Source organism: Homoserinibacter gongjuensis (assembly GCF_030161875.1).
GTDB classification, from domain to species: domain Bacteria; phylum Actinomycetota; class Actinomycetes; order Actinomycetales; family Microbacteriaceae; genus Homoserinibacter; species Homoserinibacter gongjuensis.
The window spans coordinates 3,238,098-3,256,539 of record NZ_BSVA01000001.1 but is presented as its reverse complement, the minus strand read 5'-3'; the positions used below and the strand labels follow the sequence as shown (position 1 = coordinate 3,256,539).

Below are 18,442 nucleotides of genomic sequence, written 5' to 3'. Positions count from 1 at the left end.
TCAGCCACCTCGACCTGCCGTTAGTGCTTGTCGCGCTGACGCACGCGCAGTCCCGAGGCCTGTAGCCGCCGCAGCAGCTCGCGCCCGGTCACGGGCTCGGCACCGAGCGCGATGAGCTGCTCGCGACGCTCGAGCGGGTAGTCGTAGTGGTCGTGGTCGAAGCCGCGCTCCGGCATTCCGGCGCGGCGCGCGAAGGCGTGCAGCTCATCGAGTGAGACATCCGAGACGAGGTGCCCCCACACCGTGCCGTGGTTCGGCCAGATCGCCTCGTCGATGAGGATCATCGAGATTCCCTCCGTTCCGGCGTAGGCTCGCATGAAGACGCTCTCGCGATCATAGGAGCCCGCATGACTGAGACCGCCCCGGTAACCCACAGCACGAGCGTCGACCGCGATGCCCGGTCGGCTCTGCTGGTCGCCCTCATCGTCGCCGCCGTTCTCGTGCTCGACCTGCTCGTCAGCTTCCTCGAGTCCTTCGCGTTCGGGTCCGGGTCCCGCGACTTCTTGCTCGGGATCGCCCTACCGCAGTTGCTCGTGGATATCGTGCCCAAGGCGGTCGGCATCCTCGTCGTGCTCTGGCTGTGGCCGGCGCGCGTGGAGGATCGGGTGGTCATGGTGCTCGTGAAGGCCCTCGTGGCAGCGGCAGCGGCGTGCGTGCTGGCCGCCCTCGTCGGGTTCGTCTACACCGTGGTCGTCTACGGAGTGCGTTTCTCGGATGCTGGCGCGCTTCCGTACACCCCTTCGCGGGCATCGTGTCGTCGGTGGTCATGCTCGCCCCGCTCGTGATGCTCGTGGTGCTCGCGCAGTGGGTGATCCGCCGCGGCGCGCGCCTGTGAGCACACCCCTCACCGTGTTTGCCGGATGCCTCCGCGTCGGCTATTCTTGATCCTTGGTGTCTGTGGGTTTCCCGCCCGCATTCGATACCCCACGCTTCCCGGGCCTTCGCGGCTCCGATGAAGCGGCAGACTTCATTCCAACGTAAGGACATCCCGTGGTTTACGCAGTTGTGCGCGCCGGTGGTCGGCAGGAGAAGGTCGAGGTGGGCACGGTCGTCGTGCTCGACCGCGTCCAGGCCGAGCAGGGCGGCAAGATCGAGCTCACCCCCGTTCTCTACGTCGACGGTGACACGATCACGCACGACGAGAAGGCGCTGGCCAAGGTCAAGGTGACCGCCGAGGTCATCGGCCACGAGCGGGGCAAGAAGATCGTCATCCAGAAGTTCAAGAACAAGACCGGGTACAAGAAGCGTCAGGGCCACCGCTCCGAGCTCACCCGCGTCAAGATCACCGGCATCAAGTAAGCAGGGGCTGAAGACATGGCACACAAGAAGGGCGCATCGTCCACCCGTAACGGTCGCGACTCGAACGCGCAGCGCCTCGGCGTCAAGCGCTTCGGCGGCCAGGTCGTCAAGGCCGGCGAGATCATCGTCCGCCAGCGCGGCACCCACTTCCACCCCGGCGCCAACGTCGGGCGCGGTGGCGACGACACGCTGTTCGCCCTCGAGGCGGGCGCCGTGGAGTTCGGCACCAAGGGCGGCCGTAAGGTCGTCAACATCGTCGTCCCGGCGTAGGCGCCGCGCGACAGAGATTTTCATCTGCGAAGGGCGGGCTGAGGCTCGCCCTTCGCTGTTTGTTCAGGGATATACCGGTCCGCAGGAGCAGGAGAGGAGCACCGGATGGCGTCCTTCGTCGACCAGGTGACGCTGCACCTGCGCGCGGGCCACGGCGGCAACGGCTGCGTGTCGGTGCGGCGCGAGAAGTTCAAGCCGCTCGCGGGCCCCGACGGCGGCAACGGCGGGCACGGGGGCGACATCGTGCTCGTCGCCGACCCGCAGGTCACGACCCTGCTGAACTACCACCGCGCCCCGCACCGCTCGAGCGGCAACGGCGGACCGGGCATGGGCGATCACCGCTCGGGCTACCAGGGCGAGGAGCTCGTGCTGCCCGTACCCGTCGGCACGGTCGTCTCGACGCCCGACGGCGAGCAGCTCGTCGACCTCGTCGAACCCGGCATGCGGTTCGTCGCGGCGGGCGGCGGCCAGGGCGGCCTCGGCAACGCGGCGCTCGCCACCACCAAGCGCAAGGCGCCGGGCTTCGCGCTGCTCGGCACCCAGGGCTTCGAGGGCGACGTCGTGCTCGAGCTCAAAACGGTCGCGGATGTCGCCCTCGTCGGCTACCCGAGCGCGGGCAAGTCGAGCCTCATCGCCGCGCTCTCGGCGGCCAAGCCGAAGATCGCCGACTACCCCTTCACGACGCTGCACCCGAACCTCGGGGTCGTCGAGGCGGGCGAGACCCGCTACACGATCGCCGACGTTCCCGGCCTCATCGAGGGTGCGAGCGAGGGCAAGGGTCTCGGTCTCGAGTTCCTGCGACACGTCGAGCGGTGCTCGGCGCTGCTGCACGTGCTCGACTGCGCCACGCTCGAACCGGGGCGCGATCCGCTCTCCGACCTCGACATCATCCTGACCGAGCTCGCCGCCTACCCCGTTCCGGAGGGTCAGACGCCCCTGCTCGATCGACCGCAGCTCGTGGCGCTCAACAAGGTCGACGTGCCCGACGGCAAGGAGCTCGCCGACTTCGTGCGACCCGAGCTCGAGCAGCGCGGGTACCGCGTGTTCGAGGTGTCGGCCGTGAGCCACGAGGGGCTGCGTCAGTTGTCGTTCGCCCTCGCCGAGCTCGTGGAGGCCGACCGCAAGGCCAAGGCCGAGACGCCGCCGCCCGCGCGCATCGTCATCCGTCCGCGCGCCGTCGACGAGGCGGACTTCGAGGTGCAGGTGCTCGGCGGAACGGAGCCGGTCTACCGGGTCGTCGGTGCCAAGCCCGAGCGGTGGGTCGAGCAGACCGACTTCACCAACGACGAGGCCGTCGGCTTCCTCGCCGACCGTCTCGCGAAGCTCGGGGTGGAGGAGCAGCTCTTCCAGAAGGGTGCGGTGCCCGGCTCGACCGTCGAGATCGGCGAGATGGTCTTCGACTGGGAGCCCACGCTCACCTCGACCGCCGAGCTCATCACCTCGCCGCGTGGCACGGATGCGCGTCTCGATGAGAACCGTCGCGCCACCCGCAACCAGCGCCGCGAGGAGTACCACGCCCGCATGGATGCCAAGGCGGCAGCGCGTGCCGAGCTCGACGCCGAGCGCGAGGCCGGCCTGTGGGCCGACGGTGAGGAAGAGGGCGCGCCGGAGGACGGCGACGTCGATGTGATCAACCCGGGGGAGGGGCGGTGAGTCCTGAGTCGCTGCGGGCCGCGGTGGCGGATGCGCGACGCGTCGTCGTGAAGGTCGGGTCGAGTTCCATCTCGGGCCCCAACGTCGGGCAGATCGAGCCGCTCGTCGACGCCCTCGCGGCGGCGCACGAGCGCGGCACCGAGGTCGTGCTCGTGTCGTCGGGGGCCATCGCGACGGGCATCCCGTACCTGCTGCTCGACGCCCGGCCCACCGACCTCGCGACGCAGCAGGCGGCCGCGGCGGTGGGGCAGAACATCCTCATCTACCGCTATCAGGAGTCGCTGCGCCGATATGCGATCGTCGCGGGGCAGGTGCTGCTGACCGCGGGTGACCTCGAGAACCCCACGCATCGCTCCAACGCGCAGCGCGCCATGGAGCGGCTGCTGAAGCTGCGCATCATGCCGATCGTCAACGAGAACGACACCGTGGCGACGCACGAGATCCGCTTCGGCGACAACGACCGCCTCGCCGCTCTCGTGTCGGAACTCATCGGCGCCGACCTGCTCGTGCTGCTCTCGGATGTGGATGCCCTCTACACCAAGCCGCCGCAGGAGCCCGGCGCCGAGCCCATCGGCTACGTCGCGGCGGATGACGACCTCGCGGGCGTCGAACTCGGCGACATCGGTGCGGCGGGCGTCGGCACCGGGGGAGCGGGCACCAAGATCGCGGCCGCGAAGCTCGCCGCCGCATCCGGAACCGCCGTGCTGCTCGCCTCGACGTCGAACGTGGCGGCGGCTCTCACGGGCCAGCCGACAGGCACCTGGTTCGAGCCGACCCCGCGGGTCTGACCGCCAGTCGGCCGCGCGCCCTCTCGCCTCGGCGTCCTGTGCCAAACGCTGTAGCGCTTGGCCCCGAGCGCCGGTGATTACGGTCGCGCCTGACCAAAAGGTGTAGCGCGTGTGCCTGGCAGGGCGGCGCCGTGCGCGGCAGCGGGTGGATGTGGATGCTGCAGCCGCGGTCGGCGCCCGTTCCGTCGAGCGCCACCCTTTGGCCCCCGGCGACAGCTATTGCTGACGCACCCCGGCAGACGCTACAGCGTTTGGCCCAGATGAGGAGGGCGGGCTCGTCCCGGACGCCCGTCGGGGACCTCGGTAGACTCGGCGCATGCCCGCCACGACCGCTCCCTCGGAGAAGCTCAGCCTCGACGACAAACTCGTCGCCGCGCGCACGGCATCCATCGCGCTCGCGCAGGCCTCCACCTCGCAGAAGAACGCCGGACTCGAAGCCATCGCCCAGGCGGTCGGAACCGCCGCCGACCGCATCCTCCCCGCGAACGAGCTCGACCTCGCGAACGGACGCGAGAGCGGCATGTCGCAGGGTCTGCAGGACCGCCTGCGTCTCGACCCCGACCGGCTCGCCGGACTCGCAGCCGCGACGCGCGAGGTCATCGCGCTCCCCGACCCCGTGGGCACCGTGCTGCGCGGGTCGACACTGCCGAACGGTCTGCAGCTCACCCAGGTGCGCGTGCCCTTCGGTGTCGTCGGCGCCATCTACGAGGCCCGCCCCAACGTGACGATCGACATCGCCGCGCTCGCCCTCAAGTCGGGCAACGCCGTCGTGCTGCGCGGCGGGTCGGCGGCCGAGAACACCAACCGCGTGCTCGTGGCGCTCATCCAGGAGGCGCTGGCCTCGGTGGGGCTGCCCGCGGATGCCGTGCAGACGATCGACGAGTTCGGTCGCGAGGGTGCGACGCAGCTCATGCAGGCGCGTGGCTTCGTCGACGTGCTCATCCCGCGCGGCTCCGCGCAGCTGATCGACACGGTCGTGCGCGAGTCGAAGGTGCCGGTGATCGAGACGGGCGCGGGCGTCGTGCACGTCTTCCTCGACAGGACCGCGGATGCCGAGATGGCGGCCGAGATCGCCGTCAACTCGAAGGTGCAGCGGCCGAGCGTGTGCAACGCCCTCGAGACGCTCCTGGTCGACACGGATGCCGCCGAGCGGCTGCTGCCGCCCGTGCTGAAGGCGCTCACCGAGAACGGCGTCACGATCCACGGCGACGAGCGCACGCGCGAGCTCTACCCCGAGGCGCTGCCGACGAGCGACGAGGACTGGGCGCTCGAGCACATGAGCCTCGATCTGAACGTCAAGGTCGTCGACGACCTCGACGACGCGCTCGACCACATTCGCCGCTACTCGACGCACCACACCGAGTCGATCGTCACGAACGACATGGCGACCGCCAACCGGTTCCTCGCCGAGGTGGATTCGGCGGTCGTGATGGTGAACGCGTCGACCCGATTCACCGACGGCGGCGAGTTCGGCTTCGGCGCCGAGGTGGGCATCTCGACGCAGAAGCTGCATGCGCGCGGCCCCATGGGACTGCCCGAGCTCACGAGCACCAAATGGATCGTGCGCGGCGAGGGCCAGGTGAGGGGCTGAGGCCCCGTATCCGGCTAGACTCGGTGGCATGCTGAGCACGCTCCTCGCTGAGACCCACGAAGAACTCGCGCCCCTCGTCGCGCCGCCGTGGGTGTTCGCCGCGATCGCCGCTGCGATCTTCCTCGTGCTCGCCTTCGTGACCTACAGCTACCGCGACGTCACCAACCGCCACGGCGACAAGACCATCAACCAGGACCCGAACGACCACGGCCACGTCAGCCACGGACCGAGCGGCGCGGCCCACTAGGCTCACGCCTGTGAGCGAAGGAGCCGCCCGCCGACCGCGTATCGGGGTGATGGGTGGCACCTTCGACCCCGTGCACAACGGCCACCTCGTGGCCGCGAGCGAGGTGCAGCAGACCTTCGACCTCGACGAGGTCGTCTTCGTGCCGACCGGTGAGCCGTGGATGAAGGCCGACGTCACCGAGGCCGAGCACCGGTACCTGATGACGGTCGTGGCCACCGCATCCAACCCGCGATTCACCGTCAGCCGGGTCGACATCGACCGCGACGGCCCCACCTACACGATCGACACGCTGCGCGACCTGCGGGCTCAACGTCCCGACGCCGAGTTGTTCTTCATCACGGGCGCGGATGCCGTGGCGCAGATCGTGCAGTGGAAGGACGTGGGAGAACTCTGGGAATTGGCACATTTTGTGGCGGTATCTCGCCCAGGACATGCCCTGGACGTTCGCGGATTGCCGGAGGCTGGCGTAAGCTCGCTCGAAGTGCCCGCCCTGGCGATCTCCTCCACGGAATGCCGTGAGCGAGTCGGCCGGGGTTACCCGGTGTGGTACTTGGTCCCCGACGGTGTTGTGCAGTACATCTCCAAGCACCACCTCTATCGGAGTTCTACGACATGACGACCTACCAGGATCAGCCGCTTTCCCGGCGTGAGATCCGGGAGCGCGAAGCCGAGGCTGCGCGCGCCGCGGAGGCCGCCGCGTCGCACGATCAGCAGGCGAGCGGCGACTCGAACGCCCCCGTGGCCCCGGATGCCGCCCCCGAGCCGCTGAACTACGTCACGCAGGGCCGCGCCCCGCTTCCGCACTACGACACGCCGGTTGCACAGCCGACGACGCCGCCCGCCACCGCGCAGGAGGCCGAGGCGGGCTTCCGCTACCGCGACTTCAGCCCCGAGGGTCGGCGCGCCGCGCGTCACCCGTGGCCCCCGCCGCAGAGCCGGCCGATCTCGACTACCGCACGCAGAACAGGCCCGACCAGACGCCGTCCTCGGCTCCCGTCCCCGAGCCCGCTGCCTCGGCGCCTCCCGAGTACCGTCCGCCCGTGGTCTCGCCTCCGCTCGGCTCCGCGTCGCCGGCGTACGCGGCCCCTGCGTCCGCGCCGCCTGTTGCGTCGGCGCCGCCCGTTGCGTCGGCGCCGCCCGTGACGGCGCACCCCGAGGGCACGATGAGCCGTCGCGAACTGCGCGCCTTGCGCGAGCAGCAGGAGCGCGAGCAGCAGGCATCGCAGGCTCCCGTGACACCCGTGCCCCCGCAAGCATCCGCACCTCCAGTTGCCGCGCCTCCGACGGGCGCACCCCCTGCCGCCGCGCCCCCTCTCGCCGAGCAGGCACCCGAGGCGGCCCCCTCGTGGCTCGCACCGTTCGTGCCGCAGCAGGCCGCGTCCGCTCCGCCCGTCGCATCCGCGCCGCCCGCCGCCCAGGCGACGCCCGCAACGCCGCCACCGCTCGTCGAGCCGGAGGCGCCCGAGACGGATGCCGTGGCGAGCCTCGAAGCGTTCTTCCGTGCGCAGAGCGGTGCCGTGCCGGTCGTCTCCGATCCGACTCCCGAGCCGCCGGTGTTCGAGCGTCCGGCTCCCGCCGCCCCGCCCGACGACGCGGCGCATACCGCGCCTCCCGCTCCCGCGACGCCCCCGCCGCCCGCCTGGGGCACGGCGGCGCCCGAGCCGTCCGAGCCCGTGCTTCCGCCGTGGGGCGGCCTGACCCCCGGCGGACAGGCGACCGGCTCGGCCGCACCCGTTCCCGCGCCCGAGGTGGCGACGCCGGAGCCCGCGGCCCCCACCGACTTCACATCGCTGCTCTCGGCGCCCCCGTGGACGCCCCGCAGGATGCTCCGGCACCGCAGTGGCCCATCGCGGCCGAGCCGATCGCGCCTGAGCCGATCGCGGCCGAGCCCATCGCGGCCCAGCCGATCGCCTCCGAGCCCGTCGCGCCCGAGCCCATCGCGCCCGAGCCGGTGAGCCCTCCGCCCGTCGCTGCGCCGCCGACCGCCACCGACGCGCCCGCCTCGGTTCCGCTTCCGCCCGACCCGTCCTGGGCGCCGCCCGCCCCGCAGCAACCCGAGGCGGCCGCGAGCACGTCGCAGCCCCCGTCGGTGAGCGCCCGCGCAACCACTGGTCGCGGCAGGCGGAGCTCGACGACGAGGCGCAGCCCCCACGGGGTCGCTCACGCGCGACGTGGGTGTGGGCTCGGCCACCGCCAACGCGCTCGTGCTGCCCGAGGTGCCCAACTCGGACCTCATCATGGGCACCGTGCGCAGCACGGGCGAGGTCATCGTGACCGGAACGATCTCGCTGCCCGCGAGCCTCGCATCCACCGGTGCGCTGCCCGCCCAGCTGGACGAGTCGGATCTCGACAACCTGCTCGACCCGGGCGACCAGCAGGTCGTGTCGACCGACTCGCAGCCCGTCCGAGCGATGCGCGCCGTCAGCACGCACACCTCCTCGCGCGAGATCATCGGCAACATCAAGCCCAAGCGCAGCAACCGCGCGCTGACCGTGCTCATCGTGTCGGCCGCCGGAATGGCTGTCGTCGTCGTGACGTTGCTCGTGGTGGCGCTCACGCAGGGCGTGCTGAACTGACACTCGTGACCGTGACACCCCAGACGCCGACCCCCTGAACCTGACCCGGAAGAGCCTGTGACCGCATCCGACCGTGCCCGTGAACTCGTCGCCATCGCTGCGCGCGCTGCCGACGACAAGAAGGCCGAGGATCTCGTCGCGCTCGACGTGTCCGGGCCGCTGCCGCTGACCGACGCATTCCTGCTCGCGACGGGCGACAACGAGCGCAACGTGCTCGCGATCGCGGGCGGCATCGAGGATGCGCTCCTCGAGGCGGGCGCGAAGCCGCTGCGTCGCGAGGGGCGCAGCGAGGGCCGCTGGGTGCTGCTCGACTTCGGCGATCTCGTCGTGCACGTCTTCCACCAGGAAGACCGTCAGTACTACTCGCTCGAGCGACTCTGGAAGGACGCGCCGGTCATCCCGATCGATCTGACGCCCGCGCAGCCGTCTGTGGAGCCGTCGGAAGTGTAGTAATCTTGTCGAGTTGTCTCCGGCGACGGAGGTCAGCGCGGGTCTGTGGCGCAGCTGGTAGCGCACCTGCATGGCATGCAGGGGGTCAGGGGTTCGAGTCCCCTCAGATCCACCATTTCGTGAGTCGAGGCATCACCGCCGAAGAGGTGCGCACGCCCATCCGGCTGCCGAGTATCGGGTCCGTCGAAAGCTCGCGGCTCGCGCCTACAGTGGAGGCATGACCGCAGCGCGGGGCCGTGACGCTCCCACCAAGTTCGACCTCCGTCGGGAGGCGACACGTCGGGAGCTGCTGCGGCTCGGGGTGGAGCGCTTCCCGATCAAGGGCTACGCGGCCACGACCGTCGAAGACATCGTCCGCGACAGCGGGCTGACGCGCGGCGCGTTCTATTTCCATTTCTCCGGCAAGGAGGACTTCTTCCTCGCCGTGCTGCGCCACCGCCGAGAGGCCCGCGACGACTGGTGGACCGTCGCCGAGGATCCGGCGCACGTGACGCTCGCCGAGGTCATCGGCGCGGCGCTGCGCGTACTCGCGATGCGCGCCGACGGGGGCACCGCGCTCTGGCTCGCGCTCATCGTCGAATTCGTGCAGTCGCTCAACGGCAAGGGGACTACCCCGCGCAACTCGCCGCGCTCTACCCCGCGTGGCTCGCCGAACTGCGCAGTTTCGTGAACGCGCTCGATGCGCGCGGCATGGTGCGCCGCGATCTCAGCGTCGACGAGCTCGCCGGCATCGTGTTCTCCCATGTGGAGGGCGTCGAGTTGCACCATCGCCTGTACGGAGCGGTTCCGGCGGGGGTCGTCGACTCCCTGTGCCGCCTCCTGGCGCCCTAGTCTCCGGCCCGTTCCCAGGCAGCGACGGGACCCGGCACGACGCGGAAGAGCGGATGCGGTGCGGGCTCCGCGTGCTGCACCCGTTCCGCGAGTCCGGGGCTGCGCATCTCGAGCTTGGCGAGCAGATGGCGCCATTCGAGGGCCAGCTGCCCGTCGGTCACCTCGAGGCGCCCCACAGCATCCGCGGGCATCCGGATGCGGTCGCGGTCGAAGCGGTAGCCGCGCGCGGTCGCCTCATCCGCGACGCCTGAGAGGTACGCACCCACCAGCCCGAGCGCATCGGGGTGCTCGCGGAACCGCTCGAGCTGCGGATGCCGCGTGTAGCCGCGCGTCGTGCCCGCGAGCACGGCTTGGGCGAGCAGGGCCTCGCGCCAGCACGCCGTGAGGCCCTGCCGATCGAGGAACCGCGGGTGCAGCGACCAGAGCCTCATGTGCGACCCCCTAGGAGCGGATCTTGCGTGCGGGCCACCACATCGCGCGGCCGAGCTCATGGCCGAGCGCCGGCACGAGCAGCGAACGCACGAGGATCGTGTCGAGCAGCACCCCGAACGCCACGATGAAGGCGAGCTGCAGCAGGAACAGGATCGGGATCACCGAGAGCGCCGCGAAGGTCGTCGCGAGCACGACGCCCGCCGAGGTGATGACACCGCCGGTGATGCCGAGACCGCGCGACATGCCGGCGCGCGCGCCGACCTTGAGGGCCTCCTCGCGCACGCGCGTCATGAGGAAGATGTTGTAGTCGATGCCGAGCGCCACGAGGAACACGAATCCGAAGAGGGGCACCGCGGGGTCCGCTCCCGGCATCTGGAACACGTGGTTGAACACGAGCGCCGCGACGCCCATCGTCGCCGCGAACGACAGCACGACGGTGCCGACGAGCAGCAGCGGGGCGACGATCGCCCGCAGCAGCAGCATGAGGATCACGAGGATCACGAGCAGCACGAGCGGGATGATGAGCGTGCGATCCCGGATCGAGGCCGCCTCGGTGTCGACCGCGGTGGCCGTCGTGCCGCCGACGAGCGCCTCGTCGCCGACGGCCGTGCGCAGCTCCCGCACCGTGTCTTCGGCCTCGGCCGAGTCGGGTGCCACCGCGAGGGTTCCCTGCAACAGCACCTCACCGTCGCTCACCGTCGGATCGGATGCCGGGGCACCCGGGAAGAGCGGCTGCACCCCGTCATCCGTCACCGGCACGCTGCCGCTGGGGGAGTCCTCGCTCGAGACGGCGACCGACTCGATACGGGAGTCGGCGAGGATGAGGTCGGCCACCTCCTGCAGCCGACTCTCGTCGGTGATCACGTACACGGGGCTGCCCGAGCCGCCCGGGAAGTGCTCGCTCAGCAGCTGCTGACCGGTGCGCGCCTCCGAGCCGCCGAGCACGAGCTCGCTCTGCGGCACGCCGTCGGCCTTGAGCTGCAGCACGCCGAGGCTCGCGAGCAGCAGGGCGAGCACCGAGATGATCCAGATGGGGCGCGCGCGGCGCTCGACGAAGCGCGGCACCCGCGCCCAGATGCCCCTGGTGGGGGTGGGGTCGGCGTTCACGTCGGCGGTGTCGTAGCGCGGCATGAGCGGCCAGAACGCCACACGGCCGACGAGGGCGAGCAGGGCCGGAAGCAGCGTGAGCGCCGCGAGGATGGCGAACACGATGCCGATCGAGGCGATCGGACCGAGTGCCCGGTTCGACTCGAGCTCGCTCAGGAGCAGCATGAGCAGGCCCGCGATCACGGTGCCCCCCGAGGCGAGGATCGGCTCGAGGGATCCCCGGACCGCGGCGCGCGTCGCCTGCGCCCGCGTCTCGTGATGGCGCAGCGCTTCTCGATACCGCGCGATGTAGAGCAGCGAGTAGTCGGTCGCCGCGCCGATCACGAGGATGAACAGGATGCCCTGCGTCTGCCCGCTGAGTGGGAAGACGCCCGCCTTGGCGATCCACCACACCGTCAGGAGCGCCGCGCACAACGCGAAGAGGCTCGTCGAGAGCACGATGAGGGGGAGCAGGGGTGAGCGGTAGACGATCACGAGGATCACGAAGACCGCGAGCAGCGCCACGAGCAGCAGGATCCCGTCGATGCCCGCGAACGCCGAGACGAGGTCGCCCGTGAACCCGGCGGGTCCCGTCACATACACCTCGGTGCCCGCCGGCGCGAGCTCGGCGAGGTCGGCGCGCAGTCCGTCGATCGTCTCCCCGACGTTCGCCGTCGAGTCGATCGGTACGAAGAGCTGCACGGCCACGCCATCCTCGGAGGGGATCGCGGGACTCACCTCGCCGACGACCCCGTCGAGCTCGGCGAGTTCGTCTGGCCACGCCTCCAGCTCCTGGAGCTGGGCGTCGCTGAGCGTGCCATTGCCGAGCACGAGCACGACGGCGGGAATCGCATCCGTGCCGAGGAAGTCCGACAGGCGCTCCTGCACCTGGGTCGCCTCCGCGGTTGTCGGCAGGTAGGCGGTCGGGTCGTTGGAGGAGACCTCGCTCACCTTGCCGAAGTACGGTCCGCCGATCGCCGCGACGGTGAGCCACACCAGCACGAGCAGCGCGGGGATGAGGATGCGCAGCGTGCGTCGAGTGCGGGACGGGGCGGCGTGAGACATGGTTCTCCGTTTCAGGTGGGGCGAGGTCAGCGGACGCCGAGCATGATCGCGATGATGATGAGGGTCGCGGCGAAGCCGGCGAGGTAGTTGACGAGCAGGAAGCGACGCCAGCCGCGGTTCGCGGACGCGGATGCGGCATCCGGCACCGAGCGGAACGGCCAGGCGAGCGCGATGTACGGGGCGGCGAGGATCGCCGAGAGCGTCGCGGGGAACGGGGTGAGCAGCATGAGGAGCCCCGCGGCGGTCCACAGGCCGATCGCGAGGCGCACGGTCGACGCGGCCCCCAGCACCGTCGCGATCGAGGCGATGCCCCCGCGCGATCCGGCACGATGTCTTGCACGGCACCGAACGCGTGGCTCGCCATGCCCCACAGGAAGAACGCCACGAGCACGATCACCGTGCGGGCATCCCACGCCGCGTCCGCGGCGACGAGACCGTAGACGGCGGGGCTCGTGAAGTGGGTGCTCGAGGTGAGCGAGTCGAGCACCGGCACCTCTTTGAACCGGAGCCCCGGCATCGAGTAGGCGGCGACGGCGAAGAGCGACACGGCGAGCACGGCCCACGATGCGGGCGGGCCGAGCACCACGAGCGCCACCACGAACGGAACGCAGCCGAGGATCGCGGCGAGCAGCACCCGACGATGCGTGCGCGGCGGCAGCAGGGCCCTTCGCTGCCGCCTTTGCGCGGGTTGACGGCGTCGGAGGCGTAGTCGAACACGTCGTTGATGCCGTACATCGCGAGGTTGTACGGCACGAGGAAGAAGATCGCCCCCACCACGAACAGCGCATCGACACCGCCGCCCGCCAGCAGGTAGGCGGCCCCGAAGGGGTAGGCGGTGTTGACCCAGCTGAGCGGCCGCGAGGCGAGCAGCAAGCGCGGCAGCATCCGGTCACGCCTCGTCACGGCGCCTCCCGCGGGGGATGAGCTGCCAGACGCCCGGGAGGGCGATGGCGAGGGCGAGCGGGTAGGAGAGGTCTTCGATCGGCACGAGCCCGATGCGCAGCCCGGAGATGTGCGCGTCTGCGTAGGCGAACAACCCGGCGGCGATCATGATGTTGTCGAACACGAGGGTCAGGGCGACGAGCACGACCCCCGCGAGCACAGTCGGGAGAGTTGGGATGCCTTCCCCGCGCCGGCGGGCAGCGGCGGCTCCCGCGACGCGCAGCACGATCGCGATCGCGAGCAACCCGGCCACGAGCAGCAGGTAGCTCATCGCGCGCGCTCCCGTCGCGGCAGGCGTTCGAAGATCGCCACGAGGTTCATCGTGAGGTACGTCAGGAACGCGAGGAACAGCGGCTCCTCGAGCGGGAGCTCCGGCCCCAGCAAGATGCCCGTCATGGCCCAGGTCGGCGCGCGCGAGAACACCCCGAGCGCGATGCCCACCACGTCGGCCACGAGCAGCAGGGCGACGCCGATCACGAGCACCCACGCCGCACGGCGCGCGTCCCGCCAGAAGAACAGCCTCCAGCGTCGATCCACGAGCACCATGCACGCGCTCGCGGCCAGCAGGCACAGCAGATAGATCGGGCTCATGCGCGCGCCCCGACCGGCTCGGCGACGGGGGAGGCACTGCGGTCACCGCGCACGCGCTTGAGCACGAGCTCGGCGCTGATGAGGCACATCGGAACGCCGATGCCGGGGATCGTGCTGCCGCCGGCGTGCAGCAGACCTGCGGTGCGCCGGGATGCGTTGGGGGCGCGGAAGAACGCGCTCTGCCGCAGAGTATGGGCGGGTCCCAGTGCGCTGCCACGCCAGGAGCTCAGCTCGCCCGCGAAGTCGGCGGGTGTGACCGTGCGGCGCACCACGATGCGGTCGGCGAGGTCGTTCGCTCCCGTCCAGGAGGCGATCTGGGCGATGACGCCGTCGACGAAGCGCTCGACGCGGGGGTCGCCCGCTCCGTCGATCCCGCCGTGGCCCGTCGTGGTGTCGGCGGCGACCGGCACGAGCACGAACAGGTTCTCGTGATCGGGCGGAGCGACATCCGGATCCGTCTCGCTCGGCTTGCCGATGTAGAGCGACGGGTTCGTCGGGAACCCGGTGGCGGTCGAGGCCACCGAGACGAACGCTCCCTCCCAGTCGTCGGCGAGCAGCAGCGTGTGGTGTGCGAGCTGCGGCAGCCGCCCGCGCACACCGAGCATCGCGAGCACGGCACCGGGACCGGGATCCCGCCGCGCCCACCAGCGCTCGTCGCGCTCTCGGTGGCGTGCGTCGAGCAGCTGCGTGTCGACGTGGTGCAGATCGGCCGTCGTCACGACGAGGTCGGCGAGCTGGGTGCGCAGCGCGCCGTCCGCATCCCGATAGCGCACCCCGCGGGCGCGCCCGTCGACCGTCATGATGCTCTCGACGCGCGCCCCGGTGTGCAGCTCGGCACCCGCGGCCTCGGCCAGACGCACGAAGCTCTGCACGACGGCCGCGAAGCCGCCCATCGGATACAGCACGCCCTCGTCGACGTCGAGGTGGCTCATGAGGTGGTACATGCCCGGCACCCGCAGGGGAGAGCCGCCGAGGAACACGGCCGGGTAGCCGAGCAGCCGGCGGAGGCGGGACTCCCGCGTGTGGGCGCGGATCTCACCGTCGAGCGAGCGCAGCAGCATGCGTGCCAGCCGTGGCAGGCCGCCGAGCACCTCACGGGCGAGGAAGGGGCGCATCGAGTCGAAGGAGCTGTAGAGGAAGCGCCGCAACGCGAGGTCGTAGGTGGCGCCCGCGGAGTCGAGATACCGCGCGAGGTCGCGCTCGGATGCCGGATCGAGCGCCATGAGGGCGGCGCGCGCGGGCACGGACCCCGCGGGCAGATCGAAGGGGTGGCGTCGCCCTCGAAGTACGCCCGGTAGCCGGGGTCGAGTGTGCGCAGCTCGAGCTGCTCGGCCATCGAGGTGCCGAGCAGCCGATAGAAGTGCTCGAAGACCTCGGGCATGAGGAACCATGAGGGCCCGGTGTCGAAGCGGAAACCGTCGCGCTCCCACGACCCGGCACGACCGCCGAGCGCGTCGCGCGCCTCGAACAGCGTCACGCGGTGTCCGTCGGCGGCCAGCAGGGCGGCGCTCGCGAGCCCCGAGATGCCGCCGCCCACCACGATCGCGTCGCGCGCGGTCATCGGCGTCCGCCCACCGGCAGCAGTCGCCACCGCGCCGCGAGCGCGAGCTTGACGGCGTTCGGCACCGAGATGCGCCGCGCGGCGAGTTGCTCGGCGGGGGTGCGTTCGATGCGCCGCAGCAGCTCGGCGAAGAATGCGGTGGCGAGCAGCACCGGGCGCCGGCAGTCGCCGGGCAGCACGCGTACGGCGGCACGCGCGGCGTCGAGGTCGGAGCGGATGTCGGCCACGACGGCCGCCTTGCTCGCCTCGGTGAGTCCGTGCTCGCGCAGCTCGGGCAGGTACGACCGCGAGAGCTCGGCGCGATCGTGACCGAGGTCCCGCAGGAAGTTCACCTTCTGGAACGCCGCCCCCAGGCGCGCGGCGCCCTCCTCGAGCACGGCCTCGGCATCCGGGGTGGGGGCGCGACCGGCGAGGAACACCCGCAGGCACATGAGGCCGACGACCTCCGCCGATCCGTGCACGTAGCGACGGTACTCCTCCTCGTCGAAGGCCACCTCGTCGAGGTCGCGCCGCATCGAGGCGAAGAAGTCCCGCGTGAGCTCGGGCTCGATCCGCGCCCGCCGGGCCACCTCGGCGAAGGCGTGAACGACGAGGTTGGCGCTGAAGCCGCTCGCGACCGCGCGCTCGGTCTCGGCCTCGAGCTCGTCGAGGGCCCGGCGCTGGGTGGACGCGTCGAGGCCCGCCTCGCCCGCGGTGCCGTCCACGATCTCGTCGGCCACCCGCACGAGCGCGTAGATCGTGCCGATGTCGGTGCGGCAGCGGGCCGGGAACATGCGGGTCGCCAGGCCGAACGAGGTCGAGTAGCTGCGGATCACCGGGGCCGCCGCGCGGCGTGCCGTGTCGGTGTAGAGCTCGAGCGGGCTCCGTCGCTTCATGCGTGCCGCTCCATCGCCTGATCGGCGGCGCGGCACAGCGCGTGCTCGAGCTGGGCGGGCAGCCCTGCGGTGTGGATGAGACGCACCGCGTGGTCGCGCTCGCGGCGGATCTCGGCCTCGAAACTCGCGCGGGCTCCCGAGGTCTCGAGCGCGTGCCGCAGGGCGTCCGCGCCGCGCTCGTCGAGCCCCGGATCCCCGAAGCCGGCGGCCGCCGAGCGCCACGGTTCGGTGTCGCGCGCGAACGCGACGAGCAGGGTCTGCTTGCCCTCGCGCAGGTCACCGCTCGCGCTCTTGCCGGTGCGCTCGGGGTCGCCGAAGACGCCTAGCAGGTCGTCTTGCATCTGGAACAGGATGCCGAGTGAGCGCCCGACCGCGCCGAGGCGCTCCTCGATCTCGACCCCGGCATCCGCGAGCACCGCCGCCGCGCGCAGCGGCAGCTCGAGCGAGTAGTGGGCGGTCTTGTCGGCCATCATGTCGCGGATGTCGCCCACACTCGGGGTCGTGAGTCCGACCGCGTAGGCCACGTCGGCGAGCTCGCCCGCGGCGGCCCGGAAGATGCTCTCGTCGAGCAGCTCGGCGATGCGGTCGGCGCGTCGACGGTCGAGGTCGGGGAGCACGCCCATGCGCAGCGCCGACATGAGCAGCAGGTCGCCCGCGAGGATGCCGGCGGTCTCGCCCCACCGCTCGGCGGCGACGGGCCCGAGCCCCGCCGCTAGGCCGCCGTTGCGGAAGGCGCCGACGAGGTTCGGGGCGCCCCGGCGCTCGTCGTCGCCGTCGATGATGTCGTCGTGCACGAGCAGAGCCGTGTGCAGCAGCTCGATCGCGACGGCGAGCTGGATGGCGGGTTCGTCGTGCGCGTTGGTGAGCTGCGTGTAGCTCGACAGCAGCAGCTGGGGGCGCACGCGCTTGCCGCCCGAGACGGCCGTGCGCATGGTGCGCCACAGCTCCGCGTAGTGCGGCGAGTGTCGTGTCGCACGGGCCGCTCCGCGGTTCACGAAATCGTGCAGCCGCACCTCGACCTCGCCGAGGGCGGCGACCGTGCGTTCCTCGGGGGTCACGCGGCGCGCGCCTTCGTGAAGAGCTCGAGCAGCTCGACCTGCAGCACCATCCAGGGGCTGAACGCCCACGGCGTGGCGCGGGCCGACGCGGCGAGTTCGTCGGGGTGCACCCACACGTGGTCCATGACCTCCGCGGGGGACGGCTGCAGTTCGGAGGCGATGCGGGCCGTGTAGACGGGGCATACCTCGTGCTCGACGACGCCGGCGGGGTCGGTGGCGCGGTAGCGGAACAGGGGCAGTTCGAGCCTCAGCTCGGTCAGTTGCACCCCCAGTTCGCGTATGCCGTGGCGCCGCACGGCGTCGGCCACCGGTTCGCCGGGCAGCGGGTGGCCGCAGAACGAGTTCGTCCAGACCCCCGGCCAGCTGCGCTTCGAAAGCGCGCGGCGCGTGACGAGCAGACGGCCCGCGCCGTCGAGCAGATAGCAGGAGAACGCGAGGTGGAGCGGAGTGTCGGCGCCGTGTACGGCGTCTTTGGCCACCCGGCCGATCTCGGCCCCCTCGGGGAGAGCAGTACCACGTCGTCCATCTCGTCCTCCAAGCGTTTTCCCAGGTTAGCTAGCCAAGTAAGTATTCAGCGTAGCTAAATACTTCGCGAAAGGCTAGCGTACTGTTCATGAGCACGCAAGAGACCCCGCCCGAGGTCGCGATGCGTCTGCACGATCCCCGCGTCATCGACCGTGCGGGTCGACTGCTGCAGCTCCAGGGCATCGACGAGAACGAGCTCGGCCAGATCGTGCGCGTGATGGATGCCATGTTCCGGTGGCGCGAGGCGGAGCAGCGGGTGAGCGCCGCGTCGCGCCGCTACATGCGGCTCGGCGACAACGACATGAAGGCCCTGCGCTTCGCGATCGTGATGTCCGACAAGAACGAGCACGTCACGGCGCGCGACATCGCCCGTCACCTGAACATCTCGAGCGCGTCGACGACCAAGCTGCTCGACCGGCTCGAAGCCGGAGGCCACATCCGGCGCACGCCGCATCCCACCGACCGCCGGGCGCTCGCCGTCGTGGTCGACCCCGAGACGCGGGCGGCCGCCGAGGCCACCGTCGGGCGCGAGCACGCCCGCCGCTTCCGCGTCGCGGCGGCCCTCGCTCCCGAGGAGCGTGAGATCGTCATCCGCTTCCTCG

Annotated in this window: 22 protein-coding genes, 1 tRNA gene and 3 pseudogenes; 16 read left to right on the top strand and 10 right to left on the bottom strand. The window is 71.2% G+C overall.

Annotated features, from left to right (window positions below):
* Nucleotides 1–20: 20 nt before the first annotated feature.
* The gene (locus QQK29_RS17400; RefSeq protein WP_284296782.1) at nucleotides 21–317 is read right to left on the bottom strand and encodes a DUF4031 domain-containing protein; all 297 of its coding nucleotides are present in this window, start codon (nucleotides 315–317) and stop codon (nucleotides 21–23) included.
* 30 nt (nucleotides 318–347) lie between these two features.
* Here QQK29_RS17400 and QQK29_RS17395 point away from each other — a divergent pair, with 30 nt between their 5' ends.
* The 15 genes from QQK29_RS17395 to QQK29_RS17325 all read left to right on the top strand — a co-directional run bounded on the left by QQK29_RS17395 (nucleotide 348) and on the right by QQK29_RS17325 (nucleotide 9,705).
* Complete coding sequence (locus QQK29_RS17395; protein WP_284301845.1) at nucleotides 348–785, top strand: hypothetical protein; 438 nt, start codon at nucleotides 348–350, stop codon at nucleotides 783–785.
* Between the two features lie 205 nt (nucleotides 786–990).
* Nucleotides 991–1,299 carry a 50S ribosomal protein L21 gene (gene rplU / locus QQK29_RS17390; RefSeq protein WP_284301844.1) on the top strand — a complete coding sequence of 103 codons (309 nt, stop codon included), beginning with the start codon at nucleotides 991–993 and terminating at the stop codon, nucleotides 1,297–1,299.
* 15 nt (nucleotides 1,300–1,314) lie between these two features.
* Nucleotides 1,315–1,569 carry a 50S ribosomal protein L27 gene (rpmA, locus tag QQK29_RS17385; RefSeq protein ID WP_284296778.1) on the top strand — a complete coding sequence of 85 codons (255 nt, stop codon included), beginning with the start codon at nucleotides 1,315–1,317 and terminating at the stop codon, nucleotides 1,567–1,569.
* A 105-nt stretch (nucleotides 1,570–1,674) separates the two neighbouring features.
* Entirely contained in the window at nucleotides 1,675–3,222 is a 1,548-nt protein-coding gene (obgE, locus tag QQK29_RS17380) for a GTPase ObgE (RefSeq protein ID WP_284296776.1), read from the top strand.
* Nucleotides 3,219–4,010 (top strand): glutamate 5-kinase, encoded by a 792-nt coding sequence (gene proB, locus QQK29_RS17375; RefSeq protein ID WP_284296774.1) that lies wholly within the window; start codon nucleotides 3,219–3,221, stop codon nucleotides 4,008–4,010. Before obgE ends, proB begins: the two co-directional genes overlap by 4 nt.
* Nucleotides 4,011–4,326: 316 nt before the next feature.
* A complete protein-coding gene (locus QQK29_RS17370; protein WP_284301843.1) occupies nucleotides 4,327–5,601 on the top strand; it encodes a glutamate-5-semialdehyde dehydrogenase in 1,275 nt (424 codons plus the stop codon).
* Nucleotides 5,602–5,629: 28 nt separating this feature from the next.
* Entirely contained in the window at nucleotides 5,630–5,848 is a 219-nt protein-coding gene (locus tag QQK29_RS17365) for a hypothetical protein (RefSeq protein ID WP_284301842.1), read from the top strand.
* A 10-nt stretch (nucleotides 5,849–5,858) separates the two neighbouring features.
* A complete protein-coding gene (gene nadD, locus QQK29_RS17360) occupies nucleotides 5,859–6,464 on the top strand; it encodes a nicotinate-nucleotide adenylyltransferase (RefSeq protein WP_284301841.1) in 606 nt (201 codons plus the stop codon).
* A complete protein-coding gene (locus tag QQK29_RS17355; RefSeq protein ID WP_284296772.1) occupies nucleotides 6,461–6,991 on the top strand; it encodes a hypothetical protein in 531 nt (176 codons plus the stop codon). Before nadD ends, QQK29_RS17355 begins: the two co-directional genes overlap by 4 nt.
* On the top strand, nucleotides 6,988–7,803 hold the full coding sequence (locus tag QQK29_RS17350) for a hypothetical protein (RefSeq protein WP_284296770.1): 816 nt from the start codon (nucleotides 6,988–6,990) through the stop codon (nucleotides 7,801–7,803). Before QQK29_RS17355 ends, QQK29_RS17350 begins: the two co-directional genes overlap by 4 nt.
* A gap of 216 nt (nucleotides 7,804–8,019) precedes the next feature.
* The gene (locus QQK29_RS17345; protein WP_284301840.1) at nucleotides 8,020–8,424 is read left to right on the top strand and encodes a hypothetical protein; all 405 of its coding nucleotides are present in this window, start codon (nucleotides 8,020–8,022) and stop codon (nucleotides 8,422–8,424) included.
* Between the two features lie 57 nt (nucleotides 8,425–8,481).
* Nucleotides 8,482–8,874 carry a ribosome silencing factor gene (rsfS, locus tag QQK29_RS17340; protein WP_284296766.1) on the top strand — a complete coding sequence of 131 codons (393 nt, stop codon included), beginning with the start codon at nucleotides 8,482–8,484 and terminating at the stop codon, nucleotides 8,872–8,874.
* A 39-nt stretch (nucleotides 8,875–8,913) separates the two neighbouring features.
* Nucleotides 8,914–8,989, top strand: a tRNA-Ala gene (locus QQK29_RS17335).
* A 102-nt stretch (nucleotides 8,990–9,091) separates the two neighbouring features.
* Nucleotides 9,092–9,544: a TetR/AcrR family transcriptional regulator gene (locus QQK29_RS17330; protein WP_284301839.1), complete on the top strand. Its 453-nt coding sequence runs from the start codon at nucleotides 9,092–9,094 to the stop codon at nucleotides 9,542–9,544.
* Nucleotides 9,541–9,705, top strand: coding sequence for a hypothetical protein (locus QQK29_RS17325; RefSeq protein ID WP_284296761.1), 165 nt, complete (start codon nucleotides 9,541–9,543; stop codon nucleotides 9,703–9,705). The genes QQK29_RS17330 and QQK29_RS17325 overlap by 4 nt, the downstream gene beginning before the upstream one ends.
* Here the strand turns inward: QQK29_RS17325 and QQK29_RS17320 are convergent.
* The 9 genes and pseudogenes from QQK29_RS17320 to idi form a co-directional block, all read right to left on the bottom strand.
* Nucleotides 9,702–10,136 carry a pyrimidine dimer DNA glycosylase/endonuclease V gene (locus tag QQK29_RS17320; RefSeq protein WP_284296759.1) on the bottom strand — a complete coding sequence of 145 codons (435 nt, stop codon included), beginning with the start codon at nucleotides 10,134–10,136 and terminating at the stop codon, nucleotides 9,702–9,704. The two genes, QQK29_RS17325 and QQK29_RS17320, sit on opposite strands and share 4 nt — an antisense overlap.
* A gap of 10 nt (nucleotides 10,137–10,146) precedes the next feature.
* A complete protein-coding gene (locus QQK29_RS17315) occupies nucleotides 10,147–12,288 on the bottom strand; it encodes an MMPL family transporter (protein WP_284301838.1) in 2,142 nt (713 codons plus the stop codon).
* A gap of 26 nt (nucleotides 12,289–12,314) precedes the next feature.
* A pseudogene (locus tag QQK29_RS17310) lies at nucleotides 12,315–13,173 on the bottom strand (prenyltransferase).
* A 4-nt stretch (nucleotides 13,174–13,177) separates the two neighbouring features.
* A complete protein-coding gene (locus QQK29_RS17305) occupies nucleotides 13,178–13,501 on the bottom strand; it encodes a lycopene cyclase domain-containing protein (RefSeq protein WP_284296755.1) in 324 nt (107 codons plus the stop codon).
* Nucleotides 13,498–13,821, bottom strand: a complete 324-nt coding sequence (locus tag QQK29_RS17300) for a lycopene cyclase domain-containing protein (protein ID WP_284301837.1) — start codon at nucleotides 13,819–13,821, stop codon at nucleotides 13,498–13,500. The genes QQK29_RS17305 and QQK29_RS17300 overlap by 4 nt, the downstream gene beginning before the upstream one ends.
* Nucleotides 13,818–15,382: pseudogene (gene crtI, locus QQK29_RS17295) on the bottom strand (phytoene desaturase family protein). Before crtI ends, QQK29_RS17300 begins: the two are co-directional and overlap by 4 nt.
* The gene (locus tag QQK29_RS17290; protein ID WP_284301836.1) at nucleotides 15,379–16,257 is read right to left on the bottom strand and encodes a phytoene/squalene synthase family protein; all 879 of its coding nucleotides are present in this window, start codon (nucleotides 16,255–16,257) and stop codon (nucleotides 15,379–15,381) included. Before QQK29_RS17290 ends, crtI begins: the two are co-directional and overlap by 4 nt.
* Entirely contained in the window at nucleotides 16,254–17,315 is a 1,062-nt protein-coding gene (locus tag QQK29_RS17285; protein ID WP_284296750.1) for a polyprenyl synthetase family protein, read from the bottom strand. Before QQK29_RS17285 ends, QQK29_RS17290 begins: the two co-directional genes overlap by 4 nt.
* Nucleotides 17,312–17,794, bottom strand: a complete 483-nt coding sequence (idi, locus tag QQK29_RS17280) for an isopentenyl-diphosphate Delta-isomerase (protein ID WP_284301835.1) — start codon at nucleotides 17,792–17,794, stop codon at nucleotides 17,312–17,314. The genes QQK29_RS17285 and idi overlap by 4 nt, the downstream gene beginning before the upstream one ends.
* A 134-nt stretch (nucleotides 17,795–17,928) precedes the next feature.
* On the opposite strand from idi, the pseudogene QQK29_RS18255 reads away from it, so the two are divergent.
* A pseudogene (locus QQK29_RS18255) lies at nucleotides 17,929–18,300 on the top strand (MarR family transcriptional regulator); the annotation flags it as partial.
* Nucleotides 18,301–18,442 lie beyond the last annotated feature (142 nt).